12 protein-coding genes are annotated in these 19,622 nt (G+C 65.0%); 8 read left to right on the forward strand and 4 right to left on the reverse strand.

Features of this window, described 5'->3' with window-relative positions; genetic code table 11:
- Nucleotides 1-10: 10 nt before the first annotated feature.
- From atpG to glmU, 4 genes are all read left to right on the forward strand, one after another.
- Complete coding sequence (gene atpG, locus DFR24_RS23630) at nt 11-877, forward strand: F0F1 ATP synthase subunit gamma (RefSeq protein WP_133883937.1); 867 nt, start codon at nt 11-13, stop codon at nt 875-877.
- 39 nt (nt 878-916) lie between these two features.
- The gene (gene atpD / locus DFR24_RS23635) at nt 917-2,314 is read left to right on the forward strand and encodes a F0F1 ATP synthase subunit beta (RefSeq protein ID WP_133883938.1); all 1,398 of its coding nucleotides are present in this window, start codon (nt 917-919) and stop codon (nt 2,312-2,314) included.
- Nucleotides 2,315-2,341: 27 nt separating this feature from the next.
- The gene (locus tag DFR24_RS23640) at nt 2,342-2,761 is read left to right on the forward strand and encodes a F0F1 ATP synthase subunit epsilon (protein ID WP_133883939.1); all 420 of its coding nucleotides are present in this window, start codon (nt 2,342-2,344) and stop codon (nt 2,759-2,761) included.
- A gap of 294 nt (nt 2,762-3,055) precedes the next feature.
- Nucleotides 3,056-4,474 (forward strand): bifunctional UDP-N-acetylglucosamine diphosphorylase/glucosamine-1-phosphate N-acetyltransferase GlmU, encoded by a 1,419-nt coding sequence (gene glmU, locus DFR24_RS23645; protein ID WP_133883940.1) that lies wholly within the window; start codon nt 3,056-3,058, stop codon nt 4,472-4,474.
- A 98-nt stretch (nt 4,475-4,572) separates the two neighbouring features.
- Here the strand turns inward: glmU and DFR24_RS24590 are convergent, their stop codons facing one another.
- Genes DFR24_RS24590 through DFR24_RS23665 form a run of 4 tightly spaced genes read right to left on the reverse strand, consistent with a single transcriptional unit; the run spans nt 4,573 to nt 9,037 of the window.
- Nucleotides 4,573-5,184, reverse strand: a complete 612-nt coding sequence (locus DFR24_RS24590) for a nucleotidyltransferase family protein (RefSeq protein WP_162851399.1) — start codon at nt 5,182-5,184, stop codon at nt 4,573-4,575.
- Nucleotides 5,185-5,189: 5 nt separating this feature from the next.
- Complete coding sequence (locus DFR24_RS23655; RefSeq protein ID WP_133883941.1) at nt 5,190-6,221, reverse strand: XdhC family protein; 1,032 nt, start codon at nt 6,219-6,221, stop codon at nt 5,190-5,192.
- A gap of 56 nt (nt 6,222-6,277) precedes the next feature.
- On the reverse strand, nt 6,278-8,560 hold the full coding sequence (locus tag DFR24_RS23660; RefSeq protein WP_133883942.1) for a xanthine dehydrogenase family protein molybdopterin-binding subunit: 2,283 nt from the start codon (nt 8,558-8,560) through the stop codon (nt 6,278-6,280).
- A gap of 12 nt (nt 8,561-8,572) precedes the next feature.
- Nucleotides 8,573-9,037 (reverse strand): (2Fe-2S)-binding protein, encoded by a 465-nt coding sequence (locus DFR24_RS23665; RefSeq protein ID WP_133883943.1) that lies wholly within the window; start codon nt 9,035-9,037, stop codon nt 8,573-8,575.
- A 211-nt stretch (nt 9,038-9,248) separates the two neighbouring features.
- Between DFR24_RS23665 and glmS the strand changes: the two genes are divergently transcribed.
- The 4 genes from glmS to pglX all read left to right on the forward strand — a co-directional run bounded on the left by glmS (nt 9,249) and on the right by pglX (nt 19,577).
- Nucleotides 9,249-11,096, forward strand: coding sequence for a glutamine--fructose-6-phosphate transaminase (isomerizing) (gene glmS / locus DFR24_RS23670; protein WP_133883944.1), 1,848 nt, complete (start codon nt 9,249-9,251; stop codon nt 11,094-11,096).
- A gap of 332 nt (nt 11,097-11,428) precedes the next feature.
- On the forward strand, nt 11,429-11,653 hold the full coding sequence (locus tag DFR24_RS23675; protein ID WP_133883945.1) for a helix-turn-helix domain-containing protein: 225 nt from the start codon (nt 11,429-11,431) through the stop codon (nt 11,651-11,653).
- Nucleotides 11,650-15,918, forward strand: coding sequence for a BREX system serine/threonine kinase PglW (gene pglW, locus DFR24_RS23680; protein WP_133883946.1), 4,269 nt, complete (start codon nt 11,650-11,652; stop codon nt 15,916-15,918). Before DFR24_RS23675 ends, pglW begins: the two co-directional genes overlap by 4 nt.
- A gap of 38 nt (nt 15,919-15,956) precedes the next feature.
- Nucleotides 15,957-19,577, forward strand: coding sequence for a BREX-2 system adenine-specific DNA-methyltransferase PglX (pglX, locus tag DFR24_RS23685; RefSeq protein ID WP_133883947.1), 3,621 nt, complete (start codon nt 15,957-15,959; stop codon nt 19,575-19,577).
- Nucleotides 19,578-19,622 lie beyond the last annotated feature (45 nt).

A 19,622-nucleotide genomic window follows, 5' to 3' on the forward strand; every position in this document is an offset into this window, starting at 1 on the left:
GCAGAATCCAATGGCCGGCGCCAAGGAAATCCGCACCAAGATCAAAAGCGTGAAGAACACGCAGAAGATCACGCGTGCGATGGAAAAGGTGGCGATGTCCAAGATGCGTCGTGCGCAGGAGCGCATGGCGCGTGCACGGCCCTACGCGGAGAAGATCCGCCTGGTGCTGGGACATCTTGCTTCCGCCAATCTCGAGTACAAGCACACGTATACGGTCGAGCGACCGGTCAAGCGCGTGGCGTATCTCATCGTCTCGTCGGACCGCGGCCTCGCGGGCGGCCTGAACATGAATGCGTTCCGCGTCGCGGTGCGCGCCATCAAGGAATGGAAGGACCAGAACGTCGATGTCGACGTGGCCCTGATCGGCAACAAGTCGATCTCGTTCTTCCGGCGCATCGGCGGCACGGTGCTGGGCACGGCGAACCAGCTCGGCGACAAGCCGCAGCTCTCGCAGGTCCTGGGCGTGATCAAGGTGCTGACCGATGCCTACCGCAACGGCCAGGTCGATCGCGTGTTCCTGCTCTCGACCGAGTTCGTGAACACCATGACGCAGAAGCCGACGATCCGTCAGCTGCTGCCGGTGGTGCCGGTCAAGGAAGAGGGCCTGCTCTCGCACTGGGACTACATCTACGAGCCGTCCAGTGCGGAACTGATGGACACGGTGCTGCAGCGCTACATCGAGTCGCAGGTCTACCAGGCCGTGATCGAGAACGCCGCGTCCGAGCAGTCGGCGCGCATGGTGGCGATGAAGTCGGCCTCGGACAACGCGGGCAAGATCATCGGCGCCTTGCAGCTCACCTATAACAAGGCGCGCCAGGCGAGCATCACCAAGGAATTGTCGGAAATTGTCGGCGGCGCAGCCGCAATCAGCGGTTAACCATTGGACGGGGCAACAGCCCCGCTTGAGAGTAATTAAATGGCTACTGGAAAGATTGTTCAGATCATCGGTGCGGTCGTCGACGTGGAATTCCCGCGCGACTCGATCCCCAAGGTTTACGACGCACTCAAGGTCGAAGGCGCTGACCTGACCCTGGAAGTCCAGCAGCAGCTCGGCGACGGCACCGTCCGCACGATCGCGCTGGGTACCTCGGATGGTCTGAAGCGCGGGCTGGTGTGCCGCAACACCGGCGCGCCGATCTCGGTGCCGGTGGGCAAGGCCACGCTCGGCCGCATCATGAACGTGCTCGGCGAGCCGATCGACGAAGCCGGCGAAGTGAAGGCCGAGCAGCACTGGGCCATTCACCGCCCGGCGCCGAGCTACGAAGACCAGGCCGGTTCGACGGAACTGCTGGAAACCGGCATCAAGGTCATCGACCTGCTCTGCCCGTTCGCCAAGGGCGGCAAGGTCGGCCTGTTCGGCGGCGCCGGCGTGGGCAAGACCGTGAACATGATGGAGCTCATCAACAACATCGCCAAGGAACACTCGGGCCTGTCCGTGTTCGCCGGCGTGGGTGAGCGTACCCGTGAAGGCAACGACTTCTACCACGAGATGGCGGAGTCGAAGGTCATCAACACGGAGAACCTCAACGAATCGAAGGTCGCGATGGTGTACGGCCAGATGAACGAGCCGCCGGGCAACCGTCTGCGCGTGGCGCTGACCGGCCTGACGATGGCCGAGTACTTCCGCGACGAAGGCCGCGACATCCTTTTCTTCGTCGACAACATCTATCGCTACACGCTGGCCGGTACCGAAGTGTCGGCGCTGCTCGGCCGCATGCCGTCGGCGGTGGGTTACCAGCCCACGCTCGCCGAGGAAATGGGCGTGCTGCAGGAGCGCATCACCTCGACCAAGGTCGGCTCGATCACCTCGATCCAGGCCGTGTACGTGCCCGCGGACGATCTCACCGATCCGTCGCCGGCCACCACGTTCGCGCACTTGGACTCCACCGTCGTGCTCTCGCGTGACATCGCGTCGCTGGGTATCTACCCGGCCGTGGATCCGCTCGACTCGACGTCGCGCCAGCTCGACCCGAACGTCATCGGCAACGAGCACTACAACACCGCCCGTGACGTGCAGGGCGTGCTGCAGCGCTACAAGGAACTGAAGGACATCATCGCGATCCTGGGCATGGACGAACTGTCGGAAGACGACAAGAAGGCCGTGGCCCGCGCGCGCAAGATCCAGCGCTTCCTCTCGCAGCCGTTCCACGTGGCCGAAATCTTCACCGGCTCGCCGGGCAAGTACGTGTCGCTGAAGGAGACCATCCGCGGCTTCCGCGGCATCGTCGACGGCGCCTACGATCACCTGCCCGAGCAGGCGTTCTACATGGTCGGCACGATCGACGAAGCCGTCGAAAAGTCGAAGAAGCTCTAAGACCCGACTCCTCAGGCTCACACGCTCATGGCTACCCTCCACGTCGACATCGTCGCTGCCGAAGGCCACATCTATTCCGGCGATGCGTCGATGCTGTTCGCGCCGGCGGCGATGGGTGAAGTCGGTATCGCACCGCGTCACGCTCCGCTGCTGACCACGCTCAAGCCGGGAACGGTGCGTGTGAAGCTCGCCGACGGCTCCGAACTGCCGTTCTTCGTCGGCGGCGGCATCCTCGAAGTGCAGCCCCACCTGGTCACGGTGTTGGCCGATACCGCGCTGCGCGGTGAGGATGCGGACGAAGCGGCCGCAGCTGCGTCCAAGGCGGAAGCCGAGGCCAAGCTGGCCGGCGCCAAGAGCGAGATGGACATCGCCAAGGCCAACGAGGAAGTCACGATGGCCGCTGCGCGCTACGAGTTCGTCAAGAAGCTGAAGTCACCCACGCGCTGATCCCACCGTCCAGCGCCGTAGGGAAAGGCCGCGCACTGCGCGGCCTTTTTTATTGGGCGGCAGGTTCGTCGGTCCGCGAAGTAGCCCGGGTGCAACCCGGGGCTTTTGCTCCGAAGGGGGAGACACCCCGGGTTGCACCCGGGCTACGGTCGCGAGTTCGGACTCCGCCACCGTAGCCCGGACGAAGTCCGGGATTGCCGCCGCGCTCCGCCTCCTGAAGACCAAGGCCTCCGCTTGTCCCGGTAGTAAAGTTGGCGCCGCACACTGCACGCCCGTACGGGCTCCCGGTCGACCATGAAAAACGAAAGCAAACCGTCGAAGAAAGAAGCTCCGGCGCCGCATCCGCTTCACGTCGTGATCCTCGCGGCCGGCAAGGGCACGCGGATGAAGTCCACGCTGCCCAAGGTGCTGCATCGACTCGCGGGCCGGCCGATGCTGGACCACGTGCTGCAGACCGCGCGTGCGCTGGGCGCCGCGGCCTGCCACGTCGTGATCGGCGCTGGCGCCGGCAGCGTGCGCAGCTGGTATGCGCAGGCCCATCCGGACGCCACCGATGTCGCCTTCGTCGTGCAGGAACCGCAGCTCGGCACAGGTCACGCGGTGCAGCAGGCGATGCCGGGCATTCCGGACGCTGCGCGCGTGCTCGTGCTGTACGGCGACGTGCCGCTGATCGAGGCGGGCACGCTGTCCGAACTGCTCGCCACCGCCGGCAGCGCGATGGGCATCCTCGTGGCGCAGATGGATGATCCGCACGGCTACGGTCGCATCCTGCGCCGGGCAGGGAAGGTCGCCGGCATCGTCGAGGAAAAGGACGCGACACCGGCGCAGCGGCGCATCCAGGAGATCAACACCGGCGTGCTGTGCGGGCCGGCCAAGTCGATGCGGGAATGGCTGTCGAAGATCCGCAACGACAACTCGCAGGGCGAGTTCTATCTGACCGATCTGGTGCGCCTCGCGGTGCGCGACCGCGTGCGCGTCCACACCACCTGCGTGAGTGCCGCCGCCGAAGTGCAGGGCGTCAACGATCGCCTGCAGCTCGCCACGCTGGAACGCAGCTACCAGCGGCAGCAGGCAGAGCGGCAGATGCGCCTGGGCGTCGCGATGGCGGATCCGGATCGTTTCGACCTGCGCGGCAGCCTGCTGTGCGGGCAGGACGTGTTCCTCGACGTGGGCGTCGTCATCGAAGGCGAGGTCGAGCTGGGCGACCACGTGTACGTCGGGCCCTACACGGTGCTCAAGGATGCGAAGGTCGGCGCGGACACGCGCATCGAGTCGCACTGCGTGCTCGACAACGCGATCGTCGGCCGCTCCTGCCGCATCGGTCCCTACGCGCGCCTGCGGCCCGAGGCGCAGCTCGCCGACGAGGTCCATGTCGGCAATTTCGTCGAGATCAAGAAGAGCAAGCTCGGCCACGCGTCGAAGGCCAATCATCTGGCCTATATCGGCGATGCCACCGTCGGCGCACGCGTGAACATCGGCGCGGGCGTCATCACCTGCAATTACGACGGCGCCCACAAGCACCACACGGTGATCGGCGACGACGCCTTCATCGGCACCGACTCGCAGCTCATCGCACCGGTGACGATCGGTGCGGGTGCCTACATCGCGGCCGGCTCCAGCATTTCAAAGGATGCGCCGCCGCAGCAACTCACGATCTGTCGCGCGCGCGATCAGCGTTCGCTGCCGTGGAAGCGTCCGGTCAAGAAGAAGTGAAGTAGAGCGCGACAACCGTAGCCCGGACGAAGTCCGGGATTGCGCTCCGTATTCGAGGGGAGCCCCGCTCTTTCGCTTCGCGAAATTCAACGTCCGGGCTACGGTTTCTGCAGTGCCGCCGCCGCGCGCGCCAGATCTTCGGGCGTATCGACATCGACTGCCGCATGCTGCATCGGCAACGCGCGCACCGCGGCGCGGTTCGCATGCAGCACGGCGCGCGCACCCTGGTCGCCGTCGAGCGTCATCAGGGCTTCGAAATGCGGCGCCGGGAACAGGCAGGGCGGGCCGAGCCGTTCGCCGTAATCGGCAGCGACGATCGCAAGCGGATGCGCGCGATGTTCGCGTACCAGTTCGGCGAGATCTTCAGCGCTCACCATCGGCTGGTCGGCGAGCATGACCAGCACCGCATCCGGCGACGGTGACGCTGTGACGACGCTGCGCACGCCGAACGCCAGCGAGTGGCCCATGCCCCGTGTCCACTCGAGGTTGTGCGCGATCCCGACGGCGATTTCCGCGAGCTGCGCGGCGACCGCCTCGTGTTCCGCGCCCGTCACCACGTGAACCGGAAGCCCGGTCGCGATCGCCGCATCCGCGGCGCGTCGCACGAGGCTGCGACCCTCGATGCATTGAAGCTGCTTGAGCGCGCCGAAGCGGCGCGCGGTACCGGCGGCGAGGATGACGATCGCAATCCTGGCGCCGGATGTCGTCACCGAACTCAGCGATGAATCGGTTCGCGCGTCGCGCTGAGCGCGCCGCCGCCGGTGCGATTCGCCACCGACAGCATCTCCGCCGCGATCGCCAGCGCGATCTCTTCCGGCGTCTCCGATCCGATGTCGAGGCCGGCGGGTGCACGCAGGCGTTCGGCGGTCAGGCCGGTGGCTTCCATCAGCCGTTCCGCGCGGCGGCGTGCACCGACGGCGCCGAGATAGGCCAGCGGCGCGTCGCGCAGCGCGCGCAGGTAGGCGATGTCGTGCTCGAGGTTGTGCGTCATCACCATCGCGAACGTGCGCGCGTCGAGGATCACCTGCTGTGCGAGCCGTTCGGGCGCGACTTCGCGCGGATCGATCGCCTGCACGCGCCAGCCCAGATGCTCCAGCGTGCGCGCCAACGACGATGCGCTGGCGTTGGCCCCGATCAGCACGGCAGCGCAGGGCGGTTGCAGCGATTCGACAAACAGCTCGGCCGTGCCTTGTGACGACGCCAGGCTGACGATGCCGGGCTTGGCAGGCGGTGCCGCAGCCAAGGCAGCGCTCAGCTCTGCATCTTCCAGCTCGTCGAGCACGACGCTCTCCGAGCGCAGCCAGTGCCGTGGCCTGTGCAGGCAATGCCCGTCAACGCGGAACAAGGTCGCCAGGCTGCCGTTGCGCCGCGCCCCGAGTACGGCATCCACCTGCTCCGCGAACTGCCAGTCCGCGGGCGCGCGCAGCGGCTCCACCAGCACTTCCAGCTCGCCGCCGCAGCCCATCTCGATCATCACGTCCTGCCCGTGCTCGCGGTCGTAGCGCAGGATGCGCGCCTCGCCGGCCGCGATCGCCTCGCGTGCCCGCGCCGCGATGTCCTGCTCCGGGCAACCGGCCGACAGGCCACGCACGATGCGGCCATCACCGTGAACGAGCATGCGCGCGCCCGCGCGGCGAAACGTCGAGCCCTGCGTGCGCGTCAGCGTCACCAGCGCCGCATCGGGCCGATCGGCCGGCAACGCACGCAGCGCCGCGAGCAACGCGGCGAATTCCTGCGGCGTGTTCATCGATGGACGTCGGACGGAGCCGTCGGCTCCGGGTTCAGGAAAGAATGCACCGCGCCTCAGGCCTTGAGCTGCTTGACCAGCGGCAGCTTGCGGATGCGCTGCCCGGTAGCGGCGTAGATCGCATTCGCCAGCGCCGGCGCCAGCGGCGGCACGCCGGGTTCGCCGACGCCGGTGGGCGGCTCCGGCGACGCCACGATGTGCACCTCGATCACCGGCATCTCGTTGATGCGCAGCGGCGTGTAGGTATGGAAGTTGGTTTCCTGCACCGCGCCCTTGTCGAGCGTGATCGCGTTGTGCAGCGCTGCGCTGAGCGCAAAGCCGATGCCGCCCTCCATCTGCGCGCGCACGACGTCCGGGTTGATCGCCAAACCGCAGTCGACGGCGCAGACCACGCGATCCACGCGCAGCTTGCCGTCGGTGATCGTCACTTCGACGACTTCGGCGACGATGCTGCTGAAGGATTCCTGCACCGCGATGCCGCGCCCGCGCCTGGCCTTGCCTTCGCCCGGCTTCAGCGGCGTGCCCCAGCCGGCCTTCTCGGCCGCAAGTTCCAGCACCGCGCGATGGCGCGGATGATCAGCCATCGCCTTGCGCCGGAACTCGAAGGGATCGACACCCGCCTGCGCGGCGAGCTCGTCGATCATCGATTCCTTCGCGAACGCCGTGTGGGTGTGGCCCACCGAGCGCCACCACTGCACCGGCACACCGGTCTCCGGCGAATGCAGATCAATGTGCACGTTGGCAGCGGCGTAGTGCTCGAAGCAGCCTTCAACCGACGTGTGATCGACGCCGTCCTTGATCATGAAGGGCTCGAACGGCGTGCCCTTGATGATCGACTCGCCGATCACGCGCTGCTCCCACGCCAGGATGCCGCCGTCCTTGTCCAGCGCCGCGCGCACGCGGTGCAGGAACATCGGACGGAAGTAGCCGGCGCGCATGTCGTCCTCGCGCATCCACACCAGCTTCACCGGAACCTTGTGCCCCTGCGCGCGCGCGGCCTTGGCCAGCGACACCGCTTCGAGCACGTAGTCGCTCTTCGGATTCGCGCGGCGACCGAAGCTGCCGCCGGCGTAGAGCTGGTGGATCGTGACCTGCTCGGGCTTGAGCCCCAGCAGCTTGGCGACGTTGGCCTGGTCGACGGTCTGGAACTGCTCGCCGTTCCAGATCTCGCAATCCTGGTCACGGATCTGCACCAGGCAGTTCATCGGCTCCATCGCGGCGTGCGCAAGATGCGGGAACTCGTACTCGGCCTGCACCACCTTGCCGGCCTTGGCCAGCACCGCCACGGCATCGCCTTCGTGCTTGGCGACTGCGCCCGGCTTGTCGAGCAGCGTGCGGTACTGCGCCATCAGTTCGGTGCTGCCGAGCTTCAGCGCGGCGCTGTCGTCCCACTCGGTGACTAGCGCGTCACGGCCCTGCCGTGCCACCCAGGTGTTCTTCGCCAGCACCGCGACGCCACCGCGATAGCCGGTGCCACCGTCGAACTGCACGACGTCGACGACGCCGGTGATCGCGCGCGCCTTCGCGGCATCGACGCTCTTGAGCTTGCCGCCGAAGCTGGGCGCGTAGGCGACCACGGCGACCAGCATGTCCGGCAGCTTCATGTCCTGCGTGAACATCGCGCTGCCGTCGGTCTTGCCGCTCGAATCCTTGCGGCCGAGCTTCTGCTGGCCGATCAGCTTGAAGTCCTTCGGATCCTTGAGGACCAGAGTTTCCGGCACGGCCTGCTTGCCGGCCGCCTCGGCCAACTCGCCGAACGTCGCCTTGCGCCCGGACTCGGCGTGACTGACGACGCCCTTGGAGACCGTCAGGCTCCCGACCGGAACCTTCCACTCCTGCGCGGCAGCGGACACCAGCATCGCGCGCGCCGCGGCGCCGGCGCGGCGCATCTGCTCATGCGAGCTGGCCATGGCGTTGCTGCCGCCAGTGCCCTGCGAGCCGCCCGTCTGCGCATTGCCGTAGCGCTTGGCATCGGCCGGCGCGCCTTCGACGCTGACCTGATCCCAGTCCGCATCCAGTTCCTCGGCGGCCAGGGTGGCCAGGCCGGTGTACGTGCCCTGGCCCATTTCCAGGTGCTTGGCGACGATGATCACGCGGTTGTCGGGCGTGATGCGGACGAAGGCGTTGGGTTCGAAGACGGTCGCAGCAGTTGCGCTGCCGCCGCCGGACGGCGCGGACGCGGGCTTGCACGCGCTCAGCGCCGGCCCGATGCAGACTCCGACGGCGAGGCCACCGACGCCTTGCAGAAACGCGCGACGGCTCAGATTGGCAGGAGCGGGTAGTTCAAGTGCGGCCGTCGTCGACGCGACGGACCCGGAGAAGCGTTCGAGGATGCGCATGTCGGCTCCCGGTCAGGCCTTGGGCGCGGACTGCGCCGCGTCGTGGATCGCGGCGCGGATGCGCTGGTAGGTGGCGCAGCGGCAGACGTTGCCGCTCATGGCCGCATCGATATCCGCATCGCTGGGCGCCGGGTTGGACTTGAGCAGCGCGGTGGCCGCCATGATCTGGCCGGACTGGCAGTAGCCGCACTGGACCACGTCCAGCTTGCGCCATGCCGCCTGCACGTTCTTGCCGACCGGATCGGTGTGCACCGCCTCGATCGTCGTGATCGCGCGACCCTGCGCGGCGGCCACCGGCGTGACGCAGGCGCGCGTCGGCTGTCCATCCAGGTGCACGGTGCACGCACCGCACAGCGCCATGCCGCAGCCGAACTTGGAGCCGGTCAGGCCGGCCTCGTCGCGCAGGAACCACAGCAAGGGCATCGAAGGGTCGCCTTCGAATACCGTCTCTTTACCGTTGACGTTCAACTTGAGCATTGGGGGTGGCCTCTGGCTTCCGTCCGTCTCGCAATGGTACCGATCTGTATCGCGGCCTGCTGACCGCGGAAGCGCGAATATCCGTGGCGCCTTCAACGATGCGAGATCGATGCCACGGCGGTTCTGGTGGCGACGACATAAAATGGCGGCCGCCCTTCCCAGGGACCCGCATCTCCTCCCTGCTTCGCCGACCGTCTCCCTCCAGACCCTCATGTGCGGAATCGTTGGTGCCGTCGCCGATCGTGACGTCACACCCATCCTGATCGAGGGCCTGCGCCGCCTCGAATACCGCGGCTACGACTCGGCCGGCATCGCCTTGCTGACCGCTGCCGGCACCGTGGAACGGCGACGCGCCCAGGGCAAGGTGCAGCAGCTCGCCGACGCCATCGAGGCGTCGCCGGTGCAGGGCCTGCGCGGCATCGCCCACACGCGCTGGGCCACGCACGGCGTGCCCAGCGAGCGCAACGCGCACCCGCACATGTCCGAAGGACAGATCGCGCTGGTCCACAACGGCATCATCGAAAACCACGAGCGACTGCGCGCGGAGCTGAAGGCGGCGGGCTACGTCTTCACGTCCGAGACCGATACCGAGGTCGTCGCGCACCTGCTCAACCAGTGCTTCAAGCGCAGCAACGATCTGCTCAAGGCGATGCACGAGACGGTCTCGCGGCTGCACGGCGCCTACGCGATCGTGGCGCTGGACCGCCGTGAACCCGACCGCCTGGTCTGCGCGCGTGCCGGTTGCCCGGTCGTGCTCGGCGAAGGCGAGGGCGAGACGAAGGGCGAGTTCTACGTGGCGTCGGACGTGCAGGCGCTGCTGCCACAGACGCGCCAGTTCCGGTTTCTGGAAGAAGGCGACGTCGCGGAGATCGGCCCGCGCGGCATCGCGATCTTCGACGCCAAGGGCCAGGCCGTCGATCGCCCGTTGCGCGAGTCCGAGCTGTCGGCGGACGCCGTCGAGCGCGGCGACTACGCGCACTACATGCTCAAGGAAATCTTCGAGCAGCCGCGCGCCATCGGCGACACGCTGGCCGAGCGCATCACCGGCAATCGCGTGCTCGAAGCCTCGTTCGGCCCGCGCGCCAAGGACATCCTGCCCAAGGTCCGCGGCGTGCACATCGTCGCCTGCGGCACCAGCTATCACGCCGGCCTGATCGCGCGGTACTACATCGAGCAGGGCGCACGGCTGCCCTGCACGGTGGAAGTGGCGAGCGAGTTTCGCTATCGCCGGCCGGTGGTGTTGCCCGGCACGTTGCTGATCGCGATTTCGCAGTCCGGCGAAACCGCGGACACGCTCGCTGCGCTGCGCTACGCGCGTGAACTCGGATATCTCGCCACCGCGACGATCTGCAACGTGCCCGAGTCGTCGCTGGTTCGCGAAGCCGACCTCGTGCTGATGACGCGCGCCGGTCCCGAGATCGGCGTGGCCTCGACCAAGGCCTTCACGACGCAGCTTGCCGCGTTGTCGCTGCTCGGGCTCGTGCTGGCCCGTCACAACGGCATGGAAGCCGCGATCGAAGCCGAGTTCGTCCGCCAGATTGCGCACGTGCCCGAAGTCGTCGAGAAGACGCTGGCACTCGAGCCGAAGATCCGCGAATGGGCGGCGCACTTCGCCAACAAGCATCACGCGCTGTTCCTCGGTCGCGGCCCGACGTTCCCGGTTGCGATGGAAGGCGCCCTCAAGCTCAAGGAAATCTCGTACATCCACGCCGAGGCCTACGCCGCCGGCGAACTCAAGCACGGCCCGCTGGCACTGGTCGACGAAGACATGCCGGTGATCGCCGTTGCACCGAACAACGCGCTGCTGGAAAAGCTGAAGTCCAATCTGCAGGAAGTGCGCGCACGCGGCGGCAAGCTGTATGTCATCGCGGATCCCAACACGGGTTTCGTCTCCGAGCCGGGCACCGAAGTGCTGCTGATGCCCGAGCACATCGAAGCCGTGCAGGCGCCGCTGGTCTATACGATTCCGCTGCAGCTATTGGCTTATCACGTGGCGGTGATTCGTGGGACGGACGTGGATCAGCCGCGCAATCTCGCGAAGAGCGTGACGGTGGAATGACGGGGACTAGCGACACCCCGTATGTTCCGAGCAATTAAAGTCGTGAACAAGTAATTAAAGTCGTGAACTCGCAATTAGAGTCGTGAACTGAAGTTGGGATCACCCGACCTCGAGGCAAATTGATATTTGAGGCAGTTCGCGTCTCAAGTGCCCCGCGTTTTTGGACTTAGAGCCAAGGCCGAATGGCCGAACGCGACGATCTTCATCGCACGGTAGCGCGTCTCTTCGAGCTGCCACGAGAATGGCCCATCCACGGCGATGCGTGGCTTTGCGTGCCGCGTAAACAATAATAATGCTACGCTGCGCAACACGCTAGGGTAAGGCGATTCAGAATGATCCGTTGCCATCTCTCCACGTTCATGGGGCGCGACAGGCTTCGTATTGCTGACGTCTCACGGTTGACTGGGCTCAACCGGAGTCTGGTCACGGCGCTCTACCGTGGCACGGCGACGCGAGTTGAGTTACCCGCCCTCAGCAAGCTGTGTCAGCTGTTTAAGTGCCAGGTGGGCGATCTTCTGGAGTTTGTGCCGCCGATCAGGAACGGGGATTCCGCATGAGCCTTGGCCCTAACCGATGGCATGTCATCGCCGAATCCACGTTTCCTTGGGAACGCGAGGCGCTGGAATGGCTGCGCGCCCAGCTTCCGAACCAAGATCCCTGGCACGTCTGGACCAACTTCGAGTTCATCGATGACGAGGGAAAGGTCAACGAGGTTGATGCGCTTGCGCTGACCCCGGCGGGGCTGGTCTTGGTCGAGATCAAATCGCGCCCCGGAACCGTCACTGGCGACGCGCACACTTGGACCTGGACCACGGATGGACGAGAGCGCTCATACGACAACCCGCTGCTTCTCACTGATCGAAAGTCAAAGCGCCTCGCGAGCCTGCTGAAACGCCAGTCAGCGATCATCAAGGCCAAGGTTCGATTGCCCTTCGTTGAGCCAGCAGTTTTTCTGTCTTCGGCAACGCTGACGATGCGCCTGCAAGGCAACGCAGCCGCCGGAGTTTTTCAACGCGGTCGCCCCGGGGCGCATGACGATAGCGGAATTGTTGGAGCGCTGGCCCGCGGTGTCCGCTCGATGTATCGGACTCCTGTCGATGGGCAACAGGTCAAAGCCATCGCGAAGGCGCTGGCTGAAGCGGGCATCCGGCCATCCAACAAATACCGCCGCGTCGGTGACTACCAGCTCGGCAAACTCATTGCCGACGGACCTTCGTATCAGGAGTGGGACGCCAAGCATGTCAGCGTTGATGTGCAACGTCGGATTCGCATCTACAACCTTGCCACTGCAAGCAGTCCTGAAGCCCGCGAAACGCGAGTCCGGCAGGCGCAGCGTGAATTCACCGTCCTGGAGGGAATCGAGCACAGCGGCGTGCTTCGCTGTCGGGAATACAAGGACACCGAGCTCGGGCCAGCGCTGATCTTCGAACATGATCCCAAGGCGGTTCGCCTCGATCATTTTCTGCGTGACGAGCCGCAAAAGTTGGGCGTGGACCAGCGCCTCCAGTTGGTGCGCGGCATCGCTGAGGTGTTGGCATTTGCCCACTCGCGTCGTCTGTACCACCGCGCTCTCGGACCGCAGAGCGTGCTGGTAAAAGGTACTGATAACGGCGAGCTTCGCGTCCAGCTAATGAACTGGCAGACCGCTGCGCGCAATCCAGGTGCCGGCTCTGCTACCGGCACGATTCATCACACCACGGGCACGCAACACGTCGAAGACTATGTCGACGATCCGGGGCTGGTGTATCTCGCGCCGGAAACCACACGTGCTGATCCTGCGCATGGTGCCGAACTGGATGTGTTTTCTCTTGGCTGTCTAACGTACCTCATCTTTAGCGGTGAAGCGCCCGCAGCAAGCACCCTCGAGCTTTCTACGAAGCTGCGTGAAGGCCAAGGCCTGCGTCTGTCCAATGTTTTGGATGGGTGCAGTCCCAAGCTCCTCGAGCTGGTTCAGTACTCCACGAATCCGGAAGTCATCACCCGCTACGATTCCATCCGCGATTTCCTGAGCGAACTCGACGCGGTCGAAGATGAACTGACCGCGCCAGATCCCGAGCAGACCGTTGACCCGAGCCAGGCACGCGCGGAGGATAGAGTCGACGGTGGATTCACGGTCGTGCGCCGGATGGGACGCGGCTCGTCAAGCGACGCGTTGCTCGTCAAGCCGGATGGAAGCGACGAGCAGCTCATTCTCAAGGTCGCAGTCGACGTATCTCACACCGAAAACCTCTCGGCTGAAGCCGACGCGCTCAGAAAGCTCCGCCATCCCAACATCGTTGAGCTGCGCGACGTCCGCACGGTCGCAGGTCGTACGGCTCTGCTGCTGAGGAGCGCTGGCAATGACACCTTGGCGCAGTTGCTCAAGCAGGGTCGGCTATCGCTCGACATGCTGCAGCGGTTTGGCGAGGAGCTGATCGATGCCGTCCGTCATCTGGAAGACCGCGCTGTCGTGCATCGCGACATCAAGCCCGACAACATCGGCATTGCCGATTCGCGCACGGGTCGCAAGCAGCTGGTCCTGTTTGATTTCTCACTCACGCGCGTTCCGCCGGAAAACATCTCGGCGGGCACGCCCCCGTACCTGGACCCCTTCCTGCCGTTGCGACCGCACCGCAGCTGGGATCTTCACGCCGAGCGCTTTGCGGCGGCCGTCACGCTATATGAGATGGCGGTGGGTCGCGTGCCTACATGGGGTGACGGACAGACGGCGCCTCATATGATCGACGTCGAAGCCAAGATCGACCTCGACATCTTCCATCCGGCCGTACGTGAGCCTCTCGCCGCCTTCTTCGTCACGGCGCTGCGCCGCGACTTCAAGGAGCGCTACGACAACGCAGAGGACATGCTTCGCCACTGGCGCGCCGTATTCGAGCGGGCAACCACGGCGCACCCAATTTCAAAATCGGACGACGCCGCGTTCGAGACGTTGGCCTTCACGGTCACCGCACAGACCACCATGGCCGAGCTGGGCTACAGCCTGGAGGCACAAGACGCCCTGGAGCGCATGGGCGTCCAGAGTGTTGCCAAGCTGCTCGCCGTCAACCGCATTGAGTTCCGCTATCTGCGCGGTGTGGGCGACAAGGTGCGCAAGGAAATCCGGATCAAGGCCAAGGAACTGGCTCGCCTGCGTCCGGACCTCACGCACGGCCGGACGACGCTGCACGAAAGCGACGAGGTCGACACCGATTCCGGCAAGCTGCCGGTCACCGTCAACGAATTGGCCGCATCTCTGTTGCCCAAACGTCCTGTCGGTGACGAGCGCCCAGAAGATGCCGCACTCGCCCATTTCTTGGGCCTCGAAGGGCCGGGCGCAGCTCGCTGGCCGTCGATCGGTGATGCAGCGCAGTCCTCGAACGTTGATCGCACCACACTCACGGAGACGTTGATCCGCGCCCGCGAGCGCTGGCTCAAGAACAACAAGGCCATCACCGAACTTCGTCAGCAAATCGAGGCTCTCCTGACCGCGCAAGGTAATGTCATGACCGCAGATGAGGCGGCGCTGGCCTTACTGGCGTTGCGCGGCTGCGCGCTACAGGACGACGCTGATCGGATGCGTCTGGCTCACGCGGTGATCCGTGCAGCGGTCGAAGCCGAGCGGCATCGCGACCAGCCGCGTTTCGACGTATTTGATCAAGGCTCGGTGCCGCTCGTGGCGGTGTCATCGGCGTGGGCCGACTTTGCGCGCCGCCTAGGCGAGGTCGCGGATACCTGCGCGCTGTCGGACCCCCTTTACCCACCGTCTCGTGCGCTCGAGGCCATCGAAGGCGTACTGCAACCTTTGAGTACGGTCGCAGCAACGGATGTCGCTGCGGGCATCCCGCTGCCGCAGCCCATCGCCCCCTCCCGACTGCTGCGTTTGGCCACGATGGCCTCGCGCAAGGCTTCGCTATCCAGCCGCCAAGAGATCTACCCGCGCGGCATGAGCGCATTGCAGTCACTCAAGCACTCCGTGGGTGCTGTACTCGGTGCTCAGCTTCTCAAACCGTCGGAGATTCAGGATCGCGTGCGTGGCCGGTACCCGGAGGCAGAGCGGCTCCCGGGCCATCCTCATCTCGACCGTTTGCTGGAGGAAGCGGGTGTTCCGCTGGAATGGGATCCACATGCCGCCAACGGTGCCGGTGCGTATCGGCGCAGGACGCTTTCGGGCAGCCTGACCGTAGGGTTGACGACCCAATTCGGCAGCCGACGCCCCACAGCGCGGGGCAGCGAGTCGGGTCAGCCCGACGCGGACGCGACGGAAGCATCGTCGATCGAGCAGCGCCTGCAGCGGGTGCTAAAGGACGGCGGCCTGCTCACGCTCACCGTCGACCCTCGTCTGGCGCAGGCCGCCGAATCTGAGTTGCTCCGGCGCTTCGGTGCGGTTGCAGGCGGTGCCGTAGAGAGGATCAATCTCGATGCGTTGTTGTTGGGCGAGATGCATCGCCAGGCCGAGGCGGCAAAAGTCCCATGGACCACTGTGTTGCGCGCCGACATCGCTGAGCCCGGCAATCGGGACTGGCGCAATCTGCTGGGTCTAGCCAAGCGCTGTGTCCCCGCGCTCAAGCGAGCACTATTCGAGCGGACTGCGCCGGCGCTGGTGGTCAATGGCGGCCTGCTGGCCCGCTATGAGCTGATGGAAATTCTGGTTGAGCTGGAATCACAGGTGGGCCGGCCTGGCCGCACGCCCGCTGCTTGGTTGTTGTTACCCACTCACCAGCCGGGGCTCGCCGTGATCGACGCAACGCCGGTGCCGCTCGTCAATGCGACGCGCGTGGTCGCATTACCTGCCGCGTGGATTCGGAATGTTCATCGGGCTGAGCCGCGCCACGCCGTGGCGACTTGAGCCACGACGTCACATAAAAACAAAGAGAAAACCTGCACGTGATTGACGCCCCCCGATTGCTTTCCGATCTCACACGCCAGCTCAAGAAGCTGGAAGACGATCTGCGCCAGCGCATCGGTGAGTTGCCGGAGCTCAAGACGAGTCTTCTGGCCGAATGGCAGACGGCGCGCGACGCCAACCGTGTGGCGGAAACGTTTGAGAGCTGGTCCGATCAGGTCATCACACAGGCGGGTGTGCACTGGCTGCTGAGCGGTGTTTTCCTGCGCTTCATCGAGGACAACCAGCTTGTCGAGCGCCCCTGGCTGGCCGGTACGCCGGACTCTGGGCGCCTGGCTCTGGCGCGTGACCGGCATGAAGCCTATTTCCGTGCTCACCCGACCGAAAGCGACCGCGAGTACCTGCTGCATGCGTTCCGCGAAGCCGGCGCGCTGCCGGGCCTGCAAACCTTCTTCGATGCGACGCATAACCCGGTCTTTCGGCTTGGCATCAGCGGTGATGCCGCGATGGCACTGCGTCAGTTTTGGCAGCAGATCGATCCCAACACCGGCGCGCTGCTGCATGACTTCACCGATCCAGACTGGAATACCCGTTTCCTCGGCGACCTCTACCAGGACCTGAGCGAAGCCACGCGCAAGCGCTACGCGCTGCTGCAAACGCCGGAGTTCGTCGAGGAATTCATCCTCGACCGCACGCTCACCCCGGCTATCCGCGAGTTCGGTTTTCGCGAAGTACGGCTGATCGATCCCACCTGCGGCAGTGGCCACTTCTTGCTCGGCGCCTTTCACCGGCTGGTGGAGGAGTGGACGCGTGCGGAGCCCGCACGCAACCGCCGCGACATCGCGCAGAAGGCGCTCGATGCCGTCACCGGCGTAGATCTCAATCCCTTTGCGGTGGCCATCGCGCGCTTCCGCCTATGGGTCGCGGCGCTCAAGGTCGGCGAAGTGCATCGCCTGGCCGCGGCGCCGAACTTCAAGCTCAACGTGGCGATCGGGGACAGCCTGCTGCACGGCAAGCGCTTTGGCCTGACGGCGACCGAGGGTATGTTTGAGGGCGCCGAACACTATGCCGGAACGGGACTAGCGCACGCCTACGCCGGCGAGGATCTGGACGAGGTCAACCGCATCCTCGGGCGGCAGTACCACGCGGTGGTCGGCAATCCGCCATACATCATCGTCAAGGACGCCGCGCTCAACGCGGCCTACCGGCAGCGCTATGCGAGCTGCCACATGAAGTATTCGCTCGGCGCGCCGTTTACCGAACGCTTCTTCGAACTCGCGACCACCGGCAACGGCAAGCCGGCTGGCTACGTTGGCATGATCACGGCCAACAGTTTCATGAAGCGCGAGTTCGGCGCCAAGCTCATCGAGCAGGTGCTGCCGCGGCTGGATCTGATCAATGTGGTCGATACGTCCGGTGCCTACATACCGGGCCACGGCACGCCGACCGTAATCCTCTTCGGTCGCCATCGCGCACCGATGGATGACGCGGTGCGCACGGTGATGGGTATCAAGGGCGAGCCGAGCACGCCGAATGATCCAGCCTTGGGTCTGGTGTGGTCGGCGATTGTCTCTCAGATCGATCGGGCTGGATCGGAGAGTGAGTTCGTCAGCGTGACGGATACGCCGAGGGCGACGTTTGCCAAGCATCCATGGAGTATTGGCGGGGGTGGTGCTGCTGAACTACGAGAACGATTAGAAGCTGTTGCAGCGCAGAGAATTGGTGAACTCGCCCGCGCAGTGGGATTCATGGTTGTCACCGGGGAGGACGAGCTATTTGTCCGTGATTCCGAGAAGAGCTTTCATCGGATGTATCCAAGAGCAACCGCATTGCGGCAGTTCGTTGCAGGTAATGCAGTACGAGATTGGTCGATCGGCGAGGCTCGAACTGCAATTTACGAATATGACGATCGGGGGCAATTTAAGAAAGACGGTGAGTTGGATAACTTCTTTTGGCCCTTTCGGGCCCTTATGAGCCCGTCAATTTTCTTCGGAAAGACAAAAGAGCAGCGCGGCTTGCACTGGCGCGAATACGGCGTTGTAGTTAAGGACAAGCTTGGTGAGCTGGCTCCGATTACCTTTGCCGAAGTTGCGACGCACAACCATTTCATTAGGGGTAAAGAAGGCCAGATCCACGACAAGACTGCGCCGGTGATCAAGCTACCCGCCGGCAGCAGCGAGGACGAGCACCTGGGGCTGCTCGGGCTACTCAATTCGTCGGTGGCGTGCTTTTGGTTGAAGCAGGTGTGCCACAACAAGGGTGAGGGCGGAGGCACGCGAGTTGATGCCGGTAACTCTGCTCTCGGTGATGAGGCATGGAAGAGCCACTTCGCGTTCAATTCGACCAAGGTCGCCGAGTTTCCGTTGAGCGAGAGGCGCCCGACTGAACTGGCGCGGACGCTCGACGCGTTGGCGCGCGAAATCGAAGACAGCTTGCCCGCGGCCCAGCTTCGCCAAGCCAATGATGGTGCGCGGCCGCTGCCCACGCGGCAGACGCTCGATGCGCTGCGCGAGCGTGTCGCTGCGCTGTACCGAAGCGCTGTCACCTGGCAGGAAGAACTCGATTGGGCCTGCTATGCGCTGTATGGCCTACTGGCGGAAGATACCGAAACTCTATGCTTTCCCGGCGAAGCGCCAGAAGTGCAACTCGGTGAGCGGGCCTTCGAGATCGTACTGGCCCGCCGCGTCGCCAGTGGCCGTGAGACGACCGTTTGGTTTGATCGCCACGGATCGAAGCCAGTCATCGAGATTCCATCCCATTGGCCCGAAGACTACCGGCAGCTCGTGCAGCGTCGCATCGATCGGATAGAGCGCGATCGCAACATCGGCCTGATAGAGCGGCCTGAGTACAAGCGCCGCTGGAATACGCCTGCTTGGGAAGACCTGGAGCACAGCGCGCTGCGTGAGGGGCTGCTGGACCGTCTCGAATCCGCTCGGCTCTGGTCCGCCAGCGACGAGCGGCCCCCTCAGGTCACCACCGTGAATCGGCTCGCAGACAAGCTGCGAATGGATGTGGGATTCATGCAGCTCGCTGAGCTGTACGCCGGCCGCGCGGACTTCGATCTCTCCCCGCTCGTGGCAGAACTCGTGGCAAACGACTCGGTACCCTTCCTGCCGGTGTTGCGTTACACCGAAACCGGATTACGCAAACGTGCGCAGTGGGAAGACAACTGGGCGCTGCAGCGGCGTGAGGACGCCGGTGAGGAGGTCAGCAAGATTCCCGTGCCGCCCAAGTACCAGAGCAAGGACTTCCTCAAACCCGACTTCTGGCGCCTGCGCGGCGGGCTGGACGTACCCAAGGAACGCTGGGTCAGTTTCCCCCACTGTGAACGCGGCGCCGATACGAGCCTGCCGATCGCGTGGGCTGGTTGGAATCACCTTCAGCAGGCAACTGCACTGGCGGCGTACTACCTGGACATGAAGGACAACGAAGGGTGGGAGGGGGAGCGCCTGCAGCCATTGCTCGCCGGCCTGCTGGAATTGGTGCCTTGGCTCAAGCAATGGCACAACGATCTACACCCCCTCTACGGCGAGCGCATGGGCGACTACTACGCGGGGTTCGTGCAAGACCAGGCGCGTGAGCTGGGGCTCACGCTGGACGAGATTCGCGGGTGGCGTCCGCCAGCAGTCGCGGCACGCCGCGGTCGCCGGAGAGCGTCATGAGACTGATCGGGGTAGGGGTGGCCAGCTCCGCTGCCGCAAATGAGC

The organism is Panacagrimonas perspica (genome assembly GCF_004364935.1).
Taxonomy (GTDB): Bacteria; Pseudomonadota; Gammaproteobacteria; order Nevskiales; family Nevskiaceae; genus Panacagrimonas; species Panacagrimonas perspica.